This window comes from Streptomyces sp. 12E (assembly GCF_055633275.1).
Window position 1 is genome coordinate 3,049,387 of sequence record NZ_JBVNCJ010000001.1, and the last position, 19,548, is coordinate 3,068,934.

At 70.7% G+C, this 19,548-nt stretch carries 18 protein-coding genes and 1 tRNA gene; 12 read left to right on the top strand and 7 right to left on the bottom strand.

Annotated features, from left to right (window positions below):
• Positions 1–120: 120 nt before the first annotated feature.
• Both ACZ8ZB_RS14100 and ACZ8ZB_RS14105 read right to left on the bottom strand, forming a co-directional pair.
• The gene (locus ACZ8ZB_RS14100) at positions 121–2,655 is read right to left on the bottom strand and encodes an SUKH-4 family immunity protein (RefSeq protein WP_470738065.1); all 2,535 of its coding nucleotides are present in this window, start codon (positions 2,653–2,655) and stop codon (positions 121–123) included.
• A 9-nt stretch (positions 2,656–2,664) separates the two neighbouring features.
• A complete protein-coding gene (locus ACZ8ZB_RS14105) occupies positions 2,665–3,654 on the bottom strand; it encodes an SMI1/KNR4 family protein (protein ID WP_470738066.1) in 990 nt (329 codons plus the stop codon).
• 352 nt (positions 3,655–4,006) lie between these two features.
• On the opposite strand from ACZ8ZB_RS14105, the gene ACZ8ZB_RS14110 reads away from it, so the two are divergent.
• On the top strand, positions 4,007–4,519 hold the full coding sequence (locus ACZ8ZB_RS14110; protein ID WP_470741479.1) for a YwqJ-related putative deaminase: 513 nt from the start codon (positions 4,007–4,009) through the stop codon (positions 4,517–4,519).
• A 56-nt stretch (positions 4,520–4,575) separates the two neighbouring features.
• Positions 4,576–5,070, top strand: coding sequence for an SUKH-3 domain-containing protein (locus ACZ8ZB_RS14115; protein WP_470738067.1), 495 nt, complete (start codon positions 4,576–4,578; stop codon positions 5,068–5,070).
• Between the two features lie 12 nt (positions 5,071–5,082).
• On the opposite strand, the gene ACZ8ZB_RS14120 is transcribed toward ACZ8ZB_RS14115, so the two are convergent.
• Positions 5,083–6,384 (bottom strand): sensor histidine kinase, encoded by a 1,302-nt coding sequence (locus ACZ8ZB_RS14120; RefSeq protein ID WP_470738068.1) that lies wholly within the window; start codon positions 6,382–6,384, stop codon positions 5,083–5,085.
• A gap of 163 nt (positions 6,385–6,547) precedes the next feature.
• On the opposite strand from ACZ8ZB_RS14120, the gene ACZ8ZB_RS14125 reads away from it, so the two are divergent.
• The 7 genes from ACZ8ZB_RS14125 to ACZ8ZB_RS14155 all read left to right on the top strand — a co-directional run bounded on the left by ACZ8ZB_RS14125 (position 6,548) and on the right by ACZ8ZB_RS14155 (position 12,218).
• Positions 6,548–7,417: a helix-turn-helix domain-containing protein gene (locus ACZ8ZB_RS14125; protein ID WP_470738069.1), complete on the top strand. Its 870-nt coding sequence runs from the start codon at positions 6,548–6,550 to the stop codon at positions 7,415–7,417.
• Between the two features lie 6 nt (positions 7,418–7,423).
• Positions 7,424–7,494: transfer RNA gene (locus ACZ8ZB_RS14130), tRNA-Gln, on the top strand.
• A gap of 118 nt (positions 7,495–7,612) precedes the next feature.
• On the top strand, positions 7,613–9,058 hold the full coding sequence (gene glmU, locus ACZ8ZB_RS14135; RefSeq protein ID WP_470738070.1) for a bifunctional UDP-N-acetylglucosamine diphosphorylase/glucosamine-1-phosphate N-acetyltransferase GlmU: 1,446 nt from the start codon (positions 7,613–7,615) through the stop codon (positions 9,056–9,058).
• Positions 9,059–9,146: 88 nt separating this feature from the next.
• Complete coding sequence (locus ACZ8ZB_RS14140; protein WP_470738071.1) at positions 9,147–10,127, top strand: ribose-phosphate diphosphokinase; 981 nt, start codon at positions 9,147–9,149, stop codon at positions 10,125–10,127.
• 216 nt (positions 10,128–10,343) lie between these two features.
• Positions 10,344–10,934 carry a 50S ribosomal protein L25/general stress protein Ctc gene (locus ACZ8ZB_RS14145; protein WP_470738072.1) on the top strand — a complete coding sequence of 197 codons (591 nt, stop codon included), beginning with the start codon at positions 10,344–10,346 and terminating at the stop codon, positions 10,932–10,934.
• Positions 10,935–11,031: 97 nt separating this feature from the next.
• Positions 11,032–11,646 (top strand): aminoacyl-tRNA hydrolase, encoded by a 615-nt coding sequence (gene pth / locus ACZ8ZB_RS14150; protein ID WP_470738073.1) that lies wholly within the window; start codon positions 11,032–11,034, stop codon positions 11,644–11,646.
• A gap of 86 nt (positions 11,647–11,732) precedes the next feature.
• Positions 11,733–12,218 (top strand): hypothetical protein, encoded by a 486-nt coding sequence (locus tag ACZ8ZB_RS14155; RefSeq protein ID WP_470738074.1) that lies wholly within the window; start codon positions 11,733–11,735, stop codon positions 12,216–12,218.
• A 71-nt stretch (positions 12,219–12,289) separates the two neighbouring features.
• Here the strand turns inward: ACZ8ZB_RS14155 and ppc are convergent, their stop codons facing one another.
• Positions 12,290–15,022 (bottom strand): phosphoenolpyruvate carboxylase, encoded by a 2,733-nt coding sequence (ppc, locus tag ACZ8ZB_RS14160; RefSeq protein WP_470738075.1) that lies wholly within the window; start codon positions 15,020–15,022, stop codon positions 12,290–12,292.
• Positions 15,023–15,311: 289 nt separating this feature from the next.
• On the opposite strand from ppc, the gene ACZ8ZB_RS14165 reads away from it, so the two are divergent.
• Positions 15,312–16,325 (top strand): acyl-CoA desaturase, encoded by a 1,014-nt coding sequence (locus ACZ8ZB_RS14165; protein WP_470738076.1) that lies wholly within the window; start codon positions 15,312–15,314, stop codon positions 16,323–16,325.
• Complete coding sequence (locus tag ACZ8ZB_RS14170) at positions 16,322–16,999, top strand: TetR/AcrR family transcriptional regulator (RefSeq protein WP_470738077.1); 678 nt, start codon at positions 16,322–16,324, stop codon at positions 16,997–16,999. The genes ACZ8ZB_RS14165 and ACZ8ZB_RS14170 overlap by 4 nt, the downstream gene beginning before the upstream one ends.
• Here ACZ8ZB_RS14170 and ACZ8ZB_RS14175 read toward each other — a convergent pair.
• A complete protein-coding gene (locus ACZ8ZB_RS14175) occupies positions 16,996–17,355 on the bottom strand; it encodes a VOC family protein (RefSeq protein ID WP_470738078.1) in 360 nt (119 codons plus the stop codon). The two genes, ACZ8ZB_RS14170 and ACZ8ZB_RS14175, sit on opposite strands and share 4 nt — an antisense overlap.
• Positions 17,355–18,158, bottom strand: coding sequence for a trans-aconitate 2-methyltransferase (locus ACZ8ZB_RS14180; protein WP_470738079.1), 804 nt, complete (start codon positions 18,156–18,158; stop codon positions 17,355–17,357). The genes ACZ8ZB_RS14175 and ACZ8ZB_RS14180 overlap by 1 nt, the downstream gene beginning before the upstream one ends.
• A gap of 118 nt (positions 18,159–18,276) precedes the next feature.
• Between ACZ8ZB_RS14180 and ACZ8ZB_RS14185 the strand changes: the two genes are divergently transcribed.
• On the top strand, positions 18,277–18,774 hold the full coding sequence (locus ACZ8ZB_RS14185) for a MarR family winged helix-turn-helix transcriptional regulator (RefSeq protein WP_470738080.1): 498 nt from the start codon (positions 18,277–18,279) through the stop codon (positions 18,772–18,774).
• Here the strand turns inward: ACZ8ZB_RS14185 and ACZ8ZB_RS14190 are convergent.
• Entirely contained in the window at positions 18,733–19,488 is a 756-nt protein-coding gene (locus ACZ8ZB_RS14190) for a LuxR C-terminal-related transcriptional regulator (protein WP_470738081.1), read from the bottom strand. The two genes, ACZ8ZB_RS14185 and ACZ8ZB_RS14190, sit on opposite strands and share 42 nt — an antisense overlap.
• Between the last annotated feature and the right edge of the window lie 60 nt (positions 19,489–19,548).

The following is a 19,548-nucleotide window of genomic DNA, read 5'->3' on the forward strand; positions in this document are numbered from 1 at the left end:
GGATGACACGGAAGTGTTCATAACGCGACACTCCGCGAGGAGGGCACGCAAAAGCCGGGCCCGGTCGTCCTGACGACCGGACCCGGCTCCTCACCTCGCACGGGCCTCAGCTGCGACGGATCACAACAACCCGTCCCACATCTCCTCCAGCAGCACCGACCACCAGCTCTCCGGCGACCCCAACGCCGCCGGGTCCAACGCCGCCAACTGCGCCTGGAAGTCCACCGTCCAGCGGCCCGCCTGCTCCTGGTTCAGCCCGAACCGCAGCCGCCACATCCGGCCCAGCAGCGCCAGACAGCGCGCGAACTCCGGCAGACCGGTGTTCACGAACTGCGGCGCGGCCGGCACACCGCCCGGCCCGGACTCCACCGGCACCGCGACGATGTTCGCCGTGCCGTACTGCACACAGATCGCCTTGCCGAAGTCACTGCCCATCACCAGGTACGAACCCGCGTCCGAAGCCGGCTGCACACCCCGCTCCGCCGCCAGCTCCGCCAGCGTCGGCACCGGCCGGCCCGGCTGCGCCTGCGCCCAGAAGAACGGGCCCATGTCCAGCGGCAGCCCCGCCACCACCAGGGTGTGCGCCACGACCGGCGGCACACCCTGCCGGGACACCGCCGCCTGCTCGAACCGGAACACGCCCGGCCCGAACGCCCCCGCCAGCTCCTGCGCGACGGCCTCCGGCGCAACCGGCGGCGCGGGCTGCACCGGCGGAATCGGCGCACGCACCGGCGCGGGACGCGCCGGACCGTCCGCCACCTGATGCAACTCACCCTGGTGGGCGAGCAACTGCCGCATGCCCTGCTGCCGGCTCGCGTGATCCGTGCCGTAGGGGGCGATGGACGTGATCCGCGCCTGCGGCCACTGCTCACGGATCATCCGCGCGCAGTACGCCCCCGGCAGCTCGCACGACTCCAGCTCGGTGTGCAGCTCCAGCACCTGGTCCGGCGGCACGTTCATGGCGCGCAGCTCGTGGAAGATCTGCCACTCCGGGTGCGGCGTACCCGGCGCCGAGCGCCGGATCAGCTGCTGCTCACTGCCGTCCTGCGCGCGGTAGCGCAACACGGCCTGGTAGCCCGGGCCGACGGTCGGCCGACCGGCGGGCGGCTGCGGATAGCCGTACGCCGGCGGCTGCCCCGGCACCGGAACACCGGCCGGAGGCGTACCCGGCGGCGGCGGAGGCGGAGGCACACCGGGCCCGGCCACCGGCGGCGCGGCCAGCACCGTCTCCGCGTGGTGCACGGGCCCGCGCCCCGCGGCGCCGGGGGCACCCGGCGGCTGCGCGGCGCCGGGGGCACCCGAACCCCCGGGGGGGCCGGGAGGCCGCGGCGCACCGGGAACACCCGGCGGCGGACCCGGAGGCTGCGGCGCACCGGGAACACCCGGCGGCGGACCCGGAGGCTGCGGCGCACCGGGGCCGCCCGGACCCGTGCCACCCGGGCCGGCGAGCATCGTCGCCGCGTGATGCACACCACCGGGCGGCGCGGGCGGAGCCGGCGTCCCCGGCGGCGGGGTCGGACCGCCCGGCGCCCCCGGCCCGCCGGGACCGAGCGACGACACCATCTGCGTCGGCACGTACCCGCCCGCCGGGGCGGACGGCGCCGCGGGCGCACCGCCCGGACGCGCACCCGGGGCACCCGGCGGAGGCGGGGGCGGGGGCGTCGCACCCGGACCGCGCCGCGCAGGCGGAGCCGCCTTGCTGGTCGCGGCGTCCGCGATGTCCCCGGCGTTCGGCGCGAGCGGCCGCGCCGGCACCCCCGGACCGGCCGGCGGAGGCGTGGGCGCACCACCGACCGGCGGCGGAGGCGTGGGCGCACCACCCTGCGTGGGCGGCGGTGCGCCCGGCGCTCCCTGCGGCGCACCCGAATCCCGGACCACCGGCGCGACGGCCGTCGGCGGAAGCCCGCTGCCGCCCGACATCAGCGCCGTCTTCGCCTCCGGCGGAGCCGCCGGCGGCGGAGCGTCGTCACCGGCCTCACTCAACTGCGACGCGAACACAGTCTCCGGCAACGGCACCGAACGGTCCTCACCCGCATCGGCGTTGGTGTCCGTACCGGCCCACGGAGTCGCCCCGTCCCCCGCCTGCGCACCACTCCCCCCGGCAGCGGGCCACGCGGCACCGCTCCCCGCCCCGGCACCCTCCCCCGAAGAACCGGCACCCGCGGACGAAGCCGAACCGGAACCCGGAACCGACCCCGGCCCACCGGACACATCCGCACCCGAACCCACACCCGCGGCAGACCCCACGGACGAGCCCGAACCCTCACCCCGCCGATCCGGAATCCCCAGCCGGTCCGCCGCCTCCTGCAGCCACTCCGGCGGACTCAACAAGAACGAGGTCTGATTCAGATCCACCCGCGCCGCAGCCGGCGGCACCGGCCCGGACACCGCGTCACCACGGCCGTACTCCTCCTCGTACCGGCGGATCACCTCACCCACCGGCAACGCCGGCCACAACGTCGCCTCACCACTGTCCCGGGCGATCACCAGCCGCTGCGCACCCCCGTCCGAACGCGGCCCGTCCGCACGGTCCTCCGCCCACACCACGAACCCGAGGTCGAACTCCCGCACCCGCACCTCACGGTGCTGGTACGACGGCACATCCCCGTTGACCCACTCCTCCGCGCGCTCCTGCGCCTGCGCGAACGTCACCATCGCCGAAGCTCACTCCCCCGCGGAAGAAACCGGAACGGCACGCGCGAACCCACCGTCCACCATCAGATTCGCCACCGTCTCCAGCTCCGGCGGAGACCCCGCCAGCCGGGACAGGAACACGTCGAAATCGTCCCCGCACGACAACAACAACCGCTCCACCCGCTCGGCCGGCGGCCACGACGGATCCACGTCCCGCGCATCGTCGTACGCGCAGAACCACACCGAACCCTGCCGCTCACCCCGCACCTTCACCGCCAGCAGACCACCCTGCACGAACGCCACACACAGATAGTCCTTGGTCAGATGATCACGCAGACACTTGTTCACATACACCAGATCATTGACCGCCGCCTCGTCCCGCACCGTGAAGAACGGCTGGTCCACCAGCAGCCCCAACTCCGCGTCCAACGCCGTCCCCACCGGCGCACAACCACCCGCCGCCTTCAGAAACGACCGGTACGCACCCGGCAACCGGTACCCGAGATCCTCCTCGACCCCCAGCACCTGCGACTCCGTCACCGCCACACCCGACTTCGGCAGCCCGAAATGCGCCGGACGCGTCTCCTGCAACGGCCGCGTCCCCCGCTTCCCATGATCCACCGCCGACGTCGCCACCCCACCGTGATGCCGCAGCAACGCCTTCACCTCGACCGGCACCAACTCCAGCCGCCGCGACCCCACCACGTGATGCCACGTCCAACCATGCGGCGTCGCCACCGCCGGCACCGTGTCCCACAACTCATGACCACTCGCCGCCAGCGCCGCGTTCGCCGACACGTAATCCGTCAGCCGCAACTCGTCCACACCGAAACCCTCAGGCGGCTCCGCCACCTCCGCCGCCGCACGCGCATAAGGCGAGAAATCCGGGTAACCACGCTCGTCCACCCGCACCCCCCTCGGATGACGCGCCGCCCGCACCGGATCCGGGAAGTGCACGACCTGCCCGGCATAAGCCGCGTTCGGCGGCACGGCCTCCTGCCCGAGCCGACCTGTCGTCATGGCGGTTGCCCCCTGCGGCACTCTGTACGCCCCGCACCGCCCACCTTCGGACCACTACGGAACGTATTCGACACTCACGTCTGTCTCCACTGCTTACCGCCACGACCCCCACGGCGCCCGCACACACCAGCACGCAGAACACCGCACGGATCGCGGTGCCGACAGCCTATGCGGTACACCCCCACCGGTCACCGGCACCGGCCGACCACCCCTCCGCTTCCGTGACCACACGTCACCACCCCGTGACACCCCGCCCCCGCCCGGGCGTGTCACCCCGCCCCAGCTTCCACATCAGCCACCCCATTTGGCACCCTGTGACCACCGGGGACACACTCGGGAGGGGAAGATGATCATGAACGTGATGCAGACAGGGCCGCACACCGGCCCATCCGGCGACCCCCGCATCGGCTGGAGCGCCACCGACACCCCCCACCCCCCCACCCTCCACCACCGCCGCGACGGCATCCTCCCCACCATCGCCGCAGCCCTCTCCGTCCGCGGCACCACCCTCACCTGCACCGCCGCCCGCGGCGACACACCCCCCGCCCTCCACCCCCTCGTCCAGGACTTCCTCGACACCCTCACCAGCGACCAACGCGACCGCTTCACCGGCCGCTGCGCCGAAACCATCCTCATCTCCCGGCACCTCACCACCGCCGACGCCGCACGCAGCAAACGCGCCGCACGCAAACCCATGACCAACGGCGAAGCCCGCAGAGCCCTCAAACACGCCAAACTCACCACCCGCCGCATCCGCGAGGACGGCGACCCCCTCCACGGCTCCTACGCCACCCCCTGCCGCGCCTGCACCGCCCTCACCGCCCACTTCGGCGTCCGCTTGGTCGACCCCGCCACCACCGGCTGACCCCAGCCCACCCCCACACGACCCAGACGAGCTAAAGGCAGACGAGCTGAAGGCAGATGCACACCGACCGCACCTCCACCACCCGCTTCGCCGTACCCGTCGACGCCGCCCTGCGCACCGCCGGCTGGCAACCCGGACGCTGGGACATCAAACAAGCCGAAATCTGGGCCGACACCCTCCGCGACCACACCTCACCCGCCGGACACCGCCACACCGTCTTCCCCGCCGCCGTCGAAGCCTGGGCCGAATTCGGCGGACTCCACATCACCCCCACCGGCCCCGGCCGCCACATCGCCCCCACCACCCTCCACCTCGACCCCCTCCACGGCCTCCACATGGCCCGCACCCTCGGCGACCTCGGCCGCGCCCTCGACACCGAGGTCTGCCCCCTCGGCACCGAAACCGACACCCGGGCACTCCTCGCCATCGACACCCAAGGCCGCGCCTACGCCCTCGACCACACCGGCGACTGGTACCTCGGCCCCGACATCGACCACGCCCTCGCCACCCTCATCACCGGCACACGACCCACACGCCTCACCGCCGGCTGAACCCACCACCGACTACACCGTCGGAATCACCGCAGACACCCGAAAACCCCCCGCATCCGTCGGCCCCGACACAAACACCCCACCCAACGCCGACACCCGCTCCCTCATCCCCACCAGACCATTCCCTCCCGACGGCAACCCCGCCGACGACACCGCCCCCGACGGCGGCTCGTTCTCCACCTGCATCGCGATCTCCGACACCCGATACGCCAGACGCACATACGTCTTCGCACCCGCCGCATGCTTGTGCACGTTCGTCAACGCCTCCTGCACCACCCGATAAGCCGTCGACTCCACCTCCCGCGCACACGACCGCGCCTCCCCCACCACCGACAGATCCACCACCATCCCCGCCGCCGCCGACTGCCCCACCAACTCCTCGATCTCCGACAGACACGGCCCCTCCCCCTCATCCACCACCCGCGACGCAGCCGCCGCAGCAGCCACCCCCACCGCCGCCAACGGCACCGACGCCCGCTCCCGCCGCCCCCCGTCCCCACCGGACCGCAGCACCCCGAGCATCTCCCGCAACTCCGTCAACGCCTGCCGCCCCATGTCCCCCACCAGAGCAGCGTTCCTCACCGCCTTCTCCGGATCCTTCCGCGCCACCGCCTGCAACGCCGCCGCATGCACCACCATCAGACTCACCCGGTGCGCCACCACGTCATGCATCTCACGCGCGATCCGCGTCCGCTCCTCACCCCGCGCCCACTCCGCCCGCTCCTCCGCCCGCTCCGCGAGCAACTGCAGCTCCCGCTCCAGACTGTCCGCCCGCTCCCGCAGGCTCTCCATCAACCGCCGCCGCGCCCCCACGTACAGACCCAGCAACAACGGCGGCGCCGTCATCCCCAACGCCGTCGTGATCGACGCGAACGGCACCAGCCAGTCGCCGACGTCCACGTCCTCCTTCGCGAGGTCCTGCCGCATCCGCACGAACATCACGACGAGCACACCCACCAACTGCATCCCGGCCAGCGACCCGATGATCCGCCGCGGCACCTCGGACGCCGCCAGCGAATACAGACCGACGAGCCCCAGCAGGAAACCCATCGCCGCCGGCGTCACCGCGACCCCCACCAGCACCACCGCGATCGGCCACTTCCGCCGCACCAGCAGCACCGAACCGGCCAGCAGACCGAAGACGACCCCCACAGGGACCGGAATCCCCGCCTCCCGCGCGAACGGGACCCCCTCCACCCCGCACTCCACCGCGGACACCACCGCGAGCCCCACATCCAGCACGGCACCACGCCGCCTGTCCCACCACCACGGCCCTCCCCGGGCCGTCACCAGCTCTTCCCCCGTCGTGGTCATGACTCCAGCCTACGGGCGGGAAGCTCCGCTTTCCCGAAGAGTTTCCACGCCCAAACCGCACCACACCGGGTGATTCCCCGAATGCGATACGGCCCGAAATCCCTCGAACTGCTGAATCGGACACCGTTCGAGGGGGGGGAACCGACCATTCCGCCCGGACGGTATGCGTGTGACACACGCACCCGGCAAGTACGCCGACTTCGAAGCCCTGCGGGAGCAGGCGCTCGCCCTGCGACGGGCGGGCCACAGCCTCCGGCAGATCCGCGACGAACTGAAGATCTACAACAACGACATCCTCAACCAGCTGGTGAAGGGCGAACCGCCGCCGGCCTGGACGAGACGCCCCAACGCGAAGGACGACCTCCGAGCCAAGGCGCGAGAGCTCCGGCTACAAGGCTGGACGTATAACCAGATTCAGGCAGAGCTGGGCTGCTCCAAAAGCTCGATTTCCCTGTGGGTACGGGATCTGCCATCGCTGGCACGGCCCAGTCGACCTGACATGACGGCAGCACGGCTCGGCGTGAAGCAAGCAGTCGGGAACCGCACCGTCGCACGGGAGGAACTGCGAAGCATCGCCGAGAGCGAGATCGGGCCTCTCACCTCACGCGAGCTTTTCCTGGTAGGCGTGGGGCTCTACTGGTCCGAAGGAGCCAAGGCCAAGGAAGGCAGCCACCGGCGCGTCATCTTCGTGAACAGCGACCCGAACATGATCAAGGTGTTCCTCCTCTGGCTTGACCTGCTCGACGTGGAACCTCACCGCCGCCGCTTCTCGGTCAACATCCACGAGTCCGCAGACATCTCCAAGGCCGAGGCCTTCTGGGCAGACCAAGTCGGCATCGAGGTGGAGGACCTCCTGAAAACCAGCCTCAAGAGGCACAACCCCAAGACCAACCGAACGAACACAGGCGAGGGCTACTACGGCTGCCTGCGAGTCGCCGTTCTGGGAAGCGCCGACCTACACCGTCGCATCGAAGGCTGGTGGTACGGCATAGTAGGGGCTGCCACCGCGACCGATCTGCGAAATCGGGCATAGCGGTAATCCCGGGTCGTCTAAGGGCAAGACGTCAGATTTTGGTTCTGATCATGGGGGTTCGAGTCCTCCCCCGGGAGCACATGCTCACGTTCGGGCCCTGACTGCACTGTCAGGGCCCGCTCTCATGTCCCCCGCGAACACCCCCGGTATCCTGCGGATGTCACCCCCCTCCCCATCACAGCCGAAGGGCATCCCGTGAGCACCAATCGCCCGGCAGCCGTCGTCGTTCTCGCAGCGGGTGAGGGCACCCGTATGAAGTCGGCCACACCGAAGGTCCTGCACGACATCTGTGGCCGTTCCCTGGTGGGCCATGTGCTCGCCGCAGCCGGTGAGCTGGAGCCGGAGCACCTGGTCGTCGTCGTGGGTCACGCCCGCGAGAAGGTGACCGCGCATCTCGCGGAGATCGCCCCGGACGTGCGTACCGCCGTGCAGGCGGAGCAGAACGGCACCGGGCACGCCGTGCGGACGGGTCTGGAGGAGCTGGGGGGTTCCGTGGACGGGACCGTGGTCGTGGTCTGTGGTGACACCCCGCTGCTGACGGGTGAGACGTTGCGGCGGCTGTCGGCCACGCACACCGCCGACGGGAACGCGGTGACGGTGCTGACGGCCGAGGTGCCGGACGCGACCGGTTACGGGCGGATCGTGCGGGACGAGGGCGGTGCGGTCACGGCGATCGTGGAGCACAAGGACGCGTCCGAGGCGCAGCGGGCGATCCGGGAGATCAATTCGGGTGTGTTCGCGTTCGACGGGGCGTTGCTTGCGGACGCGTTGAAGAGGGTGCGGACGGACAACAGTCAGGGTGAGGAGTACCTGACGGACGTGCTCGGGATCCTGCGTGGGGCGGGGCACCGGGTGGGTGCGTCGGTGGCGGGGGATCATCGTGAGATCGCGGGGATCAACAACCGGGTGCAGTTGTCCGAGGCGCGGCGGATCCTCAATGACCGGTTGCTGACGGAGGCCATGCTGTCGGGTGTGACCGTGGTCGATCCGGCGTCGACGTGGGTCGATGTGACCGTGACGTTCGAGCAGGACGTCGTCGTTCATCCGGGGACGCAGTTGCTCGGGGCCACGCATCTCGCGGAGGGGTGTGAGGTGGGGCCGAACTCGCGGCTGACCGATACCCGTGTGGGTGCGGGTGCGCGGGTGGACAACGCGGTGGCGGTGGGTGCCGAGGTGGGTCCTGAGGCGAGTGTGGGGCCGTACGCGTATCTGCGTCCGGGGTCGCGGCTGGCACGTAAGGCCAAGATCGGTACGTATGTGGAGACGAAGAACGCGTCGATCGGTGAGGGGTCGAAGGTTCCGCATCTGTCGTATGTGGGGGATGCGACGATCGGCGAGTTCTCGAACATCGGTGCGGCGAGTGTGTTCGTCAATTACGACGGGCAGGACAAACATCACACGACGGTCGGGTCGCACTGCAGGACGGGTTCGGACAACATGTTTGTGGCGCCTGTCACGGTCGGGGACGGTGCTTACACGGCTGCCGGTTCGGTGATCACGAAGGATGTGCCGCCGGGTTCGCTGGCCGTGGCCCGTGGTCAGCAGCGGAATATCGAGGGTTGGGTGGCTCGTAAGCGTCCGGGGAGTGCTGCCGCGAAGGCGGCGGAGGCGGCTTCCCGGGAGCCGGCCGGTGAGGGCTGACCGGATTCGGTCCTCTCGTACAGGGCGTACCGTGATAAGTGCACTTCTGCACCGCCACCAGCTGCGACACCTCTGAGGAGACTGTGCTGTGACCGGGATCAAGACGACCGGCGAGAAGAAGATGATGTTCTTCTCCGGCCGCGCCCACCCCGAGCTTGCCGAGGAGGTCGCCCAACAGCTGGATGTCGGGGTCGTGCCGACGAAGGCCTTCGACTTCGCCAATGGTGAGATCTATGTGCGGTATCAGGAGTCGGCTCGTGGTGCCGACTGTTTCCTGATCCAGAGCCACACTGCTCCGATCAACAAGTGGATCATGGAGCAGTTGATCATGATCGACGCGTTGAAGCGCGCGTCGGCCAGGTCCATCACGGTCATCGTGCCGTTCTACGGTTACGCGCGGCAGGACAAGAAGCACCGGGGTCGTGAACCGATCTCGGCGCGTCTGATCGCGGACCTGATGAAGACGGCGGGCGCGGACCGGTTGCTGGCGGTGGATCTGCACACGGATCAGATCCAGGGTTTCTTCGACGGGCCGGTCGACCATCTCTTCGCTCTGCCGCTGCTCGCGGACTACGTGGGTGCGAAGGTGGACCGTTCGAAGCTGACGGTGGTGTCTCCGGACGCGGGTCGTGTGCGGGTGGCGGACCGTTGGTGCGACCGGTTGGGTGCGCCGCTGGCGATCGTGCACAAGCGGCGTGACAAGGACGTGGCGAATCAGGTCACGGTGCACGAGGTCGTGGGTGACGTGGAGGGGCGCATCTGCGTCCTGGTGGACGACATGATCGACACGGGTGGCACGATCTGCGCCGCGGCGGACGCTCTGTTCGCGCATGGTGCGGAGGATGTGATCGTGACGGCGACGCACGGTGTGCTGTCGGGTCCGGCGGCGGATCGTCTGAAGAACTCGCGGGTGAGTGAGTTCGTGTTCACGAACACGTTGCCGACGCCGGGTGAGCTGAGCGAGTCGTTGGACAAGATCACGGTGTTGTCGATCGCGCCGACGATCGCGCGTGCGGTGCGTGAGGTGTTCCGGGACGGTTCGGTGACGAGCCTGTTCGACGAGCAGTAGTCCTGTGCGGTCGGTGCAGTAAGGGTTCTGCACCGGGTCCGCCGGTGATCGTTTTGGGTGCGGCCTCCTGGTCCGAGTAGACTGTCGAAGTTGCTCGGCGAGGGAGGCCGTACCGCTTTTCGGAAGGGGTACGGCGATCCGTTATCGACGCGCTCTTCGTAGCAGGCCGTTCGTGGCCGGGTGACCACGTCCGTTTCTGACTTTCGAGGAGTGAGCATGTCCGAGGTGAAGATCTCCGCCGCGACGCGCACCGAGTTCGGCAAGGGTGCCGCGCGCCGTATCCGTCGTGACAACAAGGTTCCGGGTGTGCTGTACGGGCACGGTTCGGACCCGCTGCACCTGAGCCTTCCGGGCCACGAGCTGCTGCTCGCGCTGCGTACGCCGAACGTGCTGATCGCGCTGGACATCGACGGCACGTCGAGCGAGCTGGCGATCCCGAAGTCGGTGCAGCGTGACCCGCTGAAGGGCTTCCTGGAGCACGTGGACCTGCAGCTGGTGCAGCGCGGCGAGACCGTCCAGGTCGAGATCCCGGTGCAGACCGAGGGTGAGCTGGCCCCGGGCGGCTACCTGCTGGAGCACGTGCTGGCCGCGCTGCCGGTCGAGGCCGAGGCCACGCACATCCCGGAGAGCGTGACCGTCTCCGTCGAGGGTCTGGAGGCCGGCGCCTCCATCCTCGCCAAGGACGTCACCCTCCCGAAGGGCACCAAGCTGGCCGTCGAGGAGGACGCCGTCGTCATCCAGGTGCTGGCCGCGCAGGCGGAGGAGGCGCCCGCCGAGGGTGAGGGCGAGGCGGCCGCCGAGGCCTGATCCTCGTTCCGAGTCGTCGTTTCGTCGGCCGCTGTTCCCGTACGGGGCAGCGGCCGACGCGTATGAGGGCGCGTGTGATGGAGCGTACGAAGGAGACATGGACGTGACGACGGATGCGGCGGCCGGTGCGGCGGGTCCCTGGCTGGTGGTGGGGCTGGGCAATCCGGGGCCGGAGTATGCGATGAACCGCCACAACGTGGGGTTCATGGTGGCGGATCTGCTGGCGGAGCGGATGGGGGGCCGGTTCAAGCGGGCCGGCAAGGCTCAGGCGCAGGTGGTGGAGGGCCGGATCGGGCCGCCGGGGCCGGCGAACCGGCGGGTGGTGCTGGCGAAGCCGATGTCGTACATGAATCTGTCGGGCGGGCCGGTGAACGCGCTGCGGGAGTTCTACAAGGTGCCGGTGGCGAACGTGGTGGCGGTCCATGACGAGCTGGACATCGAGTACGGGACGCTGCGGCTGAAGCTGGGTGGCGGGGACAACGGTCACAACGGGCTGAAGTCGATGACGAAGGCGTTCGGGCGGGATTACCACCGGGTGCGGTTCGGGATCGGGCGGCCGCCGGGGCGGATGCAGGTGGCGGACTTCGTGCTGAGGGACTTCTCTTCGGCGGAGCGCAAGGAGCTGGACTGGTTCGTGGACCGGGCGGCGGACGCGGTGGAGTGTCTGGTGATCGAGGGGCTGGAGCGGGCGCAGAGTACGTACAACTCCTGACCTGCTGAGGGGCGCACCGGTTGATGTGCCCCGTCGGTTCCCACCCGAGTTGACCGACCGCGAGGTCATGGCCAAGGATCTCGGCCATGTCTCCCGCTGCCCGTTCCTCCCGTGGCTCCTTTGCCCTGCGGTTCGGCCGGTTCGCGGTGATGGGCGCGGTCACCGTGGTGATCCTGATCGCGGGTGTGTGGGCGTCGTGGGGTACGGCGCAGCACGCGATGCTGACGAAGGGGCGCGAGCGCGGCACGGTGGCGGTGGCGCGGTGCGGCGCGACGACGTGCGCGGGGCCGTACAGCCCGTTGTCGCCGGGGTCGCAGCCGCGTGCGGAGGTCGTGCTGGAGGATTCGGTGGCCGTGGCGGAGGGGCGGACGTACGCGGTGGTGCTGAAGCCGGGCGGCGCCCGCGCGGTCCGGTCGGGTGCCGCCGGGATCCTGTACGCGTGGGTTCCGCTGGGCGGTGCGCTGCTGCTCGCGTCGGTCGTGGTGGCGGGGGGTCTGCTGCGGACGCGGGCGGCGTGGGTGCTGGGGCTGTCGGGGGCGGTGCTGCTGACGGCGGCTTTCCTGGCCGTGTAGGACACCGACCGTGCAGGACGAGGGGGCGCCCCCGGCCGTACGAGGCCGGGGGCGCCCTTCGTCGTGCCGGGTCAGCCGGTGTTGCGCAGGCCGGCGGCGACGCCGTTGACGGTGAGCAGCAGGGCGCGGGAGAGCAGCGGGTCGGGCTGTTCGCCGGCGCCGGCGGCGTCGCGCTGGCGCTTGAGGAGGGCCACCTGGAGGTAGGAGATGGGGTCCAGGTAGGCGTCGCGGATGGCGAAGGTCTGCTTGAGGACCGGGTCGGCGTCGAGGAGTTCCGCCTCTCCGGTGACGCGCAGGACCTCGCGGACGGTGAGCTCGTGCTCGGCCTTGATGGCGTCGAAGACGTGCTTGAGCTCGTCGGGGACGAGGGTGTCGACGTAGTGCTGGGCGATGCGCAGGTCGGTCTTGGCGAGGGTCATCTCGACGTTGGAGATGAAGTTGCGGAAGAAGTGCCACTGCTGGTGCATCTCGTCGAGGACGGTGTCCAGGCCGGCCTCGCGCAGTGCCTTGAGGCCGGAGCCGACGCCGTACCAGCCGGGGACGATCTGCCGGGACTGGGTCCAGCCGAACACCCACGGGATGGCGCGCAGTCCGTCGAGCGAGACGCCCGAGCCGGGGCGGCGGGAGGGCCGTGAGCCCAGGTGCAGGTCGGCGAGTTGGTCGACCGGCGTGGAGGCCAGGAAGTACGTCGGCAGGTCGGGGTCCTCGACGAGCCGGCGGTAGGCCGTGTGGGCGGCGTCGGAGACGACGTCCATGGCGGCGTCCCAGCGGGCGAGGGCCTCGTCGGACTGGCGGGGTGCGGTGTGCAGGGCGGATGCCTGGAGGGTGGCCGCGACGGACAGTTCCAGGTTCTCCCGGGCGAGGGAGGGGATGAGGTACTTGTCGGAGATGACCTCGCCCTGTTCGGTGACCTTGATCTCGCCTTCGAGGGTGCCCCAGGGCTGGGCGAGGATGGCGTCGTGGGTGGGGCCGCCGCCGCGGCCGACGGTGCCGCCGCGGCCGTGGAAGAGGCGCAGCCGTACGCCGTAGCGGTGGGCGACGTCGCGCAGGCGGCGCTGGGCGCGGTGGATCTCCCACTGGCTGGTGGTGATGCCGCCGAACTTGGAGGAGTCGGAGTAGCCGAGCATGACCTCCTGGACGTCGCCCCTGAGGGCGACGAGGCGCCGGTAGGAGGGGTCGGCGAGCATGTCCTCGAGGATGGTGTCGGCGGCCTTGAGCTCGTCGGTGGTCTCCAGGAGGGGGACGATGCCGATCTTCGCCCAGCCGGCGTGCAGGTCGATGAGTCCGGCCTCGCGGGCGAGGACGGCGGCGGCGAAGACGTCGTCGGCGCCCTGGCACATGGAGATGATGTAGGACTCGACGACCTCGGGGCCGAAGACCTCGAGGGCGCGCTTGACGGTCTGGAAGACGCCGAGGGTCTTCTCGCCGGCGGCGTCGACGGGGGCGGGGGTGGGGGCGAGGGGGCGCCTGCTGCGGAGTTCCTTGGCGAGCAGCTTGGACCGGTACTCGCGGGGCATGTCGGCGTACCGCCAGGATTCCTCGCCGAGCCGGTCGAACAGCTGGCCGAGGGCGTGGTGGTGGGCGTCGGCGTGTTCGCGTACGTCCATGGTGGCGAGCTGGAGGCCGAAGGCGGCCAGGGTGCGGATGGTGCGGGCGAGGCGGCCGTCGGCGAAGAGGCCGCCGCGGTGTTCGCGCAGGGAGGCCTGGATGATCCGCAGGTCGGTGAGGAGTTCGCCGGTGCCGAGGTAGTCGCGGCCGGGTTCGTGGGGGGTGCCCTTGGCGAGGCGGAGCTTGGTGTTCTCCAGCTTCTGGCGGATGCAGGTGGCCTTGAGCCGGTAGGGCTCTTCGGCGTTGAGGCGCTTGTAGCGGGGGCTGATCTCGGGGAGGGCGTCGAGGTCGGCCTGGAGGGAGGTGAGCAGTTCCTCGGTGGCTCCGGCGTAGCGGATGGAGTTGGAGAGGAAGTGGCGCAGTTCGTCGATCATCTCCAGGGCGTCGTTGATGCCGTGTTCGTGCTGGAGGATGAGGACGTCCCAGGTGACCTGGGGGGTGACGTTGGGGTTGCCGTCGCGGTCGCCGCCGATCCAGGTGCCGAAGGTGAGGGGGCGGGTGTCGTCGGGGAGGTGGACGCCGACGCGTTCCAGTTCGGCGGTGAGGTCCTCCAGGACGTCGCCGACGGCGCCGGCGTGCAGTTCGTCGAGGTAGTAGATGGCGTTGCGGGCCTCGTCGGCGGGTTCGGGGCGGACGACGCGCAGTTCGTCGGTCTGCCAGACGAGGTCGATGTTCTCGGCGAGCCGGGTGTCCAGGCGACGCCGGTCGGAGGCGATGACCGGGGTGTCGAGGAGGGCGGCGATCCGGCGGAGCTTGTTGAGGACGGAGCGGCGGGCGGCCTCGGTGGGGTGTGCGGTGAAGACGGGCCGGATGTTGAGGTTGCGGACCGTCTCGCGCAGGTGTTCGGGGTCGGCGTCCTTGAGGCGGTCGGCGGTGCGGGAGAGCAGTCCGCCCTCGGCGGCGCGGCGGGCGCGCAGTTCGCGGCCGCGGTGCACCTGTTCGGTGACGTTGGCCAGGTGGAAGTAGGTGGAGAAGGCGCGGACCAGCTTGGCCGCGGTCTGCAGTTCGGTGCCGCGCAGCAGCTCGGCGGCGGCCTCGCCGTCCTCACGGGTGAGTCGGCGGACCTTCTCGACGAGGTCGAGCAGCTCCGGGCCCTCCTGCCGGACCAGGGTCTCGCCCAGGAGGTCGCCCAGTCGGCGGATGTCGGCGCGCAGCTCGCTGCTCGTCGTGGTGGTCTGGTCGTCGGCACTGCTCACAGGTGCGGCTCCTTGCAGTGTTGAAGCTCGTCTGGGAGGGAACCCGGACGGCGTCTCGCGCGGCGTGCGCCGCTTGCGGGCCGGACGTCCGGGAAGAAATCAGAGCGGACCGCGCTGTCCGACCGACTTCAAGGATAGGTGTCGACCCGGACGCACAGGCCCACGGGCCCTTGCCGCCGGGTGACGCGCTGCCATACTTACGTTGCCGTAGGTTACGGGGGCGTAGGTAGGCCGTGCGTTTCCGGAGGCGGGGCACCCGCCCCAGTCCACATACCCACAGGGAACACGCATGACCTCAGGCTCCGATGTGCTGCACGAAGCTACGGAACGACCCGGGCCCGACGACGCGGCGCCCTCCGCCACGCTGGGCGGCGAGCACAAGCGCTCCATCGAGCAGATCACGCTGCTGCTCTTCATCATCGTCCCCTTCCTGGCGCTGGTGGCGGCGGTGCCGCTGGCGTGGGGATGGGGGGTGAGCTGGCTGGACCTCGGTCTGCTGGTCTTCTTCTACTTCCTCGGCTGCCACGGCATCACCATCGGTTTCCACCGGCACTTCACGCACGGTTCGTTCAAGGCGAAGCGGCCGTTGAGGATCGCGCTGGCGATCGCCGGTTCGATGGCGGTGGAGGGGCCGCTGGTGCGGTGGGTGGCCGATCACCGCAAGCACCACAAGTTCTCCGACGCCGAGGGCGACCCGCATTCGCCGTGGAAGTACGGGGAGACGATTCCGGCGCTGATGAAGGGCCTGTGGTGGGCGCACATCGGCTGGATGTTCGACGAGGAGCAGACGCCGCAGGACAAGTACGCGCCGGACCTGGTCAAGGACCGGACGCTGCGGGCGATCTCCCGGCAGTTCGTCCTGTGGACGGCGCTGTCGCTGGCGTTGCCCGCGCTGATCGGCGGTCTGGTCACCATGTCGTGGTGGGGTGCGTTCACCGGGTTCTTCTGGGGGTCACTCGTCCGGGTGGCGTTGCTGCACCATGTGACGTGGTCGATCAACTCGATCTGTCACGCGGTCGGCAAGCGCCCCTTCAAGTCGCGGGACCGTTCGGGCAACGTGTGGTGGCTGGCGGTGCTGTCCTGCGGTGAGTCCTGGCACAACCTGCACCACGCCGACCCGACGTCCGCGCGGCACGGTGTGGAGCGCGGGCAGCTGGACTCCTCCGCCCGTCTGATCCGCTGGTTCGAGCGGCTGGGCTGGGCGTACGACGTGCGGTGGCCGTCACGCTCGCGTATCGATTCGCGCCGTAACACCGCGGAAGGCGACGCCCGGCGAGGGAAGGAAACCGCCGAGGCGGCATGATGGTCGCCGTGGCGACCGACTCGAGCAGCACCCCGAGCAATGACAAGCCGCGGCGAGTGCGTCGCACCCGGATGACCGGTGCGGAGCGCCGCCAGCAACTGCTGGAGATCGGCCGCACCCTGTTCGCGGCGAAGGGCTTCGAGGGCACGTCGGTGGAGGAGATCGCGGCGAGGGCCGGGGTCTCCAAACCGGTGGTGTACGAGCACTTCGGCGGCAAGGAGGGCCTGTACGCGGTGGTGGTGGACCGCGAGATGCGGCGGCTGCTGGACATGGTGACGGGCTCGCTGACGGCCGGTCATCCCCGCGAGCTGTGCGAGCAGGCGGCGTTCGCGCTGCTGGACTACATCGAGGAGTACACGGACGGCTTCCGCATCCTGGTCCGTGACTCCCCCATCCCCCAGTCGACGGGCACCTTCGCCTCGCTGATCTCGGACATCGCCACCCAGGTGGAGTACATCCTGGTCCGCGAGTTCAAGTCCCGCGGCTTCGACCCGAAGCTGGCCCCGCTGTACGCGCAGGCCCTGGTCGGGATGGTCGCGCTGACGGGCCAGTGGTGGCTGGACGTGCGCCGTCCGAAGAAGGCGGAGGTGGCGGCCCACCTGGTCAACCTGGCGTGGCACGGGCTGGACGGCCTGGAGCCGAAGCCGCGGCTGATAGGCCACCGGAAGTCCTAGCGGGGCTCCAGGAACTCCAGCCGGTTGCCCACCGGGTCGTCGGAGTAGAAGCGTTTGTGGCCGGGGAGGCTGTCGTCCCAGGTGACGGGGGCTCCGTGGGCGGCCAGGCGGGCGGCGTACGCCTCGATGCCGGTCACCCTCAGGCCGGGGTGGGCTTTCCTCGCGGGCCGGAAGTCGTGCTCGACGCCCAGGTGGAGCCGTACGTCCCCGGCCTCGAACCAGCAGCCGCCGCGCGCCGCCAGGGCCGGCGGCTTCGGCGTCTCGGTCATGCCGAGGACACCGGCGTAGTAGGCGCGCAGCCGCTCCTCGGAGCCGGGCGGGGCGGCGAGCAGCACGTGGTCGACGGCGGTGAGCATCACGCCTCCTTGACGGCGACCGCGAAGACGCGGCGGAAGGGGAACGGGGTGCCGTGCGGGCCGGCCGGGTAGGCCGCTCGCAGGGCGGACCGGTAGGCGCCGACGAACGCGTCGCGGGCCTCGGGATCGTCCGCCAGAGCCGTCAGGACGGGACGCAGGCCCGTGCCCCCGACCCAGTCGAGGACCGGGTCCTGCCCGGTCAGCAGGTGGACGTACGTGGTCTCCCAGGCGTCGGTCGTGCAGCCGAGGCCGGTCAGGTGCTCCAGGTAGGCCTCCGGCCGGAGCACGGCGTCGTCGTGGCGCAGGACGCCGGACAGGCGGTCGCGCCAGCGCGGGGAGGCGGCCAGTTCCCGCATGAGTGCGTGGCTGGGGGCGTCGAAGTTGCCGGGGACCTGGAAGGCGAAGGCGCCGCCGGGAGCGAGCCCTTCGAGCCAGTCGCGGAACCGCTCCACGTGCCCCGGGACCCACTGCAGCGTGGCGTTGCTGACGATGAGGTCGTACGGCCCCTCCGGCACCCAGGTGCGGACGTCGGCGTGGGCGAAGTCCAGCCCGCCGCCCTCGTGGTCGGCGCGGGCCCTGCCGAGCATCTCGGGCGAGTTGTCGTAGCCGGTGATGCGGGCGGTGGGCCAGCGTTCGGCGAGCAGGGCCGTGACGTTGCCGGCGCCGCAGCCGAGGTCGGCGATGCGGGCCGGCTCCCCGGGGAGTTCCGGGATCCGGGCGAGCAGGTCGGTGAAGGGCCGGGTGCGGTGACCGGCGTGGCGCAGGTACTGGGCGGGGTCCCAGGTGGGGTCGGTGGTGGGCACGAGGCCTCCCGGTGCGGTGCGGAGGGTCGGATGTCCAGCGTCACCCTCCATCCATCTCGATGTCAAGAAGCTCGACATCAAGAGACTTCACGTCGACACAACCACTACACTGATCGTCATGGAGGACGAGGTCGATCGGCTGGTCGCAGCGTGGCGCCGGGAGCGCCCGGACCTCGACGTGGAACCGCTCGAGGTGCTGAGCCGGGTGAGCCGGCTGGCCCGGCACCTGGACCGGGCGCGCCGGCTCGCCTTCGCCGAGCACGGCCTGGAGTCCTGGGAGTTCGACGTCCTGACCGCGCTGCGCCGCGCGGGCACCCCGTACCAGCTCTCTCCGGGACAGCTCCTCACGCAGACGCTCGTCACCTCGGGCACGATGACCAACCGCATCGACCGCCTCGCCAAGAAGGGCCTGGTGGAGCGGCTGCCCGACCCCAGTGACCGGCGCGGTGTCCTGGTCCGGCTCACGGAGGAGGGCCGCGACCGCGCCGACCAGGCACTGGCCGGGCTGCTGGCGCAGGAGCGGGCGATCCTCGCGGAACTCACCCATGCCCAGCGCGCCGAACTGGCAGGACTGCTACGCCAGTTGACCGCCCCGTTCGACAACGTCCCCGGTTAGGTCGGCGGGCCCGACACCCGCCCGCCGGGCGAGGGCCACCGCGGCGAGGGTGGAGTGCACCCCCAGCTTCCCGAGGACGTTCTGCATATGGGTCCGTACGGTGTGCGGGGACAGGTACAGGCGCTCGGCGACCGCCTTGCGCCCCAGCCCCGCGACCATGCACCGCAGCACCTCCCGCTCGCGCGGGGTCAGGGACTCCACGAGCCGTTCGCTCTCCGTGCGGTGCCGCCGGGCGGCGGTCAGCTCCCGCAGCACGCCCGTCAGCAGTGCGGGCGGCAGATGCGTCTCGTCGCGCAGCACCCCTCGGACGACGGTGAGCAGCCGGCTCAGCGAGCAGTCCTTGGCCACCCACCCGGAGGCCCCCGCCTGCAGCGCGAGCGCGGCCCGGGCCGGATCGTCCTTCTCGGCGAGGACGACGACCCGCACCTGCGGCTGCGTCGATCGCACCCCGGTGACCAGCGTGATCCCGTCGACGAGTCCGTCCTCGTCGACGGCCTGCACGGGCACGGCCGGCGCCTTGCCGCCCAGGTCGGCGTCGACGAGCAGCACGTCGAACCGCCGTCCCTCGGCGGCCGCCCGCTCCAGACAGCGCAGCGCGGCCGGGCCGCTGCCCGCCGCGGACACGTCGACGTCGGGCTCCGCGGCCAGGGCCGCGGCCAGTGACTCGGCGAAGATGCGGTGGTCGTCGACGACCAGGACTCGAATGCGAACCACGAAACCCCCCTCCCCCACGCTCCTTCCGGAGCGGGGGATCACCCCATCGTCGGAGGACGA